The sequence below is a fragment of the Bradyrhizobium sp. 2TAF36 genome (assembly GCF_052114925.1).
In the GTDB taxonomy this organism is placed as follows: domain Bacteria; phylum Pseudomonadota; class Alphaproteobacteria; order Rhizobiales; family Xanthobacteraceae; genus Bradyrhizobium; species Bradyrhizobium barranii.
The window spans coordinates 1-330 of sequence record NZ_JBFRFR010000268.1 but is presented as its reverse complement, the minus strand read 5'-3'; the positions used below and the strand labels follow the sequence as shown (position 1 = coordinate 330).

The following is a 330-nucleotide window of genomic DNA, read 5'->3' as shown; positions in this document are numbered from 1 at the left end:
TCACCAAGGCCTCGATATGCAGGTCCCTGCCGATCGCTTCCGGCCAAGTGCTCGCCCCATGCCGGCCCGCGTTCCGAACGTCGAATACGACAGCGGCGAGATCGTGCGCAGGGTCTCATCGACAAGACCCTACATCTCCTTCAAGGGACACTTCTGGAAAGTTCCCCAGGCCTTCGCCCGCGAACGCCTTGCCATCCGGCCGCTGGATCGTGACGGCCACTACGGAATCTTCTTCGCCAGCTGGCAGGTCGCATCGATCGACTTGACCAATGGCCAACCTGTCAGTGATGTGTCCGAACAGGTGTCAGCCATGTCTCCGGGCTAAACACT

Annotated in this window: 1 pseudogene; it reads left to right on the top strand. The window is 60.6% G+C overall.

Annotation, left to right across the window (positions count from 1 at the left end):
• Positions 1-325, top strand: a pseudogene (locus AB4Z51_RS45105) (IS481 family transposase); the annotation flags it as partial.
• Positions 326-330: the final 5 nt, after the last annotated feature.